This is a genomic window from Bowmanella yangjiangensis, from assembly GCF_017255015.1.
GTDB classification, from domain to species: domain Bacteria; phylum Pseudomonadota; class Gammaproteobacteria; order Enterobacterales; family Alteromonadaceae; genus Bowmanella; species Bowmanella yangjiangensis.
This window is the reverse complement of sequence record NZ_JAFKCS010000855.1, coordinates 1-300: the sequence shown is the minus strand read 5'-3', so window position 1 is coordinate 300 and position 300 is coordinate 1. Positions and strand designations below refer to the sequence as shown.

1 protein-coding gene is annotated in these 300 nt (G+C 68.0%); it reads right to left on the bottom strand.

The window, feature by feature from the left end; all coding sequences use genetic code 11:
• A partial coding sequence (locus J0A65_RS26955; RefSeq protein ID WP_206597229.1) for a hypothetical protein occupies positions 1-300 on the bottom strand: 300 nt, incomplete at both ends.

Here is a 300-nt window from a genome sequence, read left to right as displayed (position 1 = left end):
AGAACCACCAGCAACGGCAGCGCCATGCTGTCCGGACGCAGCTGCACGGCCTGCCAGGTGCCGTCCGCACGCTGCAACGACCAGCCGAATGCATCGCGGCGCACGCCGACGAAGCTCTGTGGCGGTGACAACAGGATGTGGCGCGGCAGCACCCAGGCTGCATGCACCAAGAGCAGCGCGCAGATCGACAGCTTCGACCAGAGCGGCAGGTCGGCCAGCCAGGGCGCCGGCATGGCCAGCGCCAGGACCAGCAGATAGAGCCTCAGCAGCCAGCGTGACGGCCGCCACTGACACTCGAAT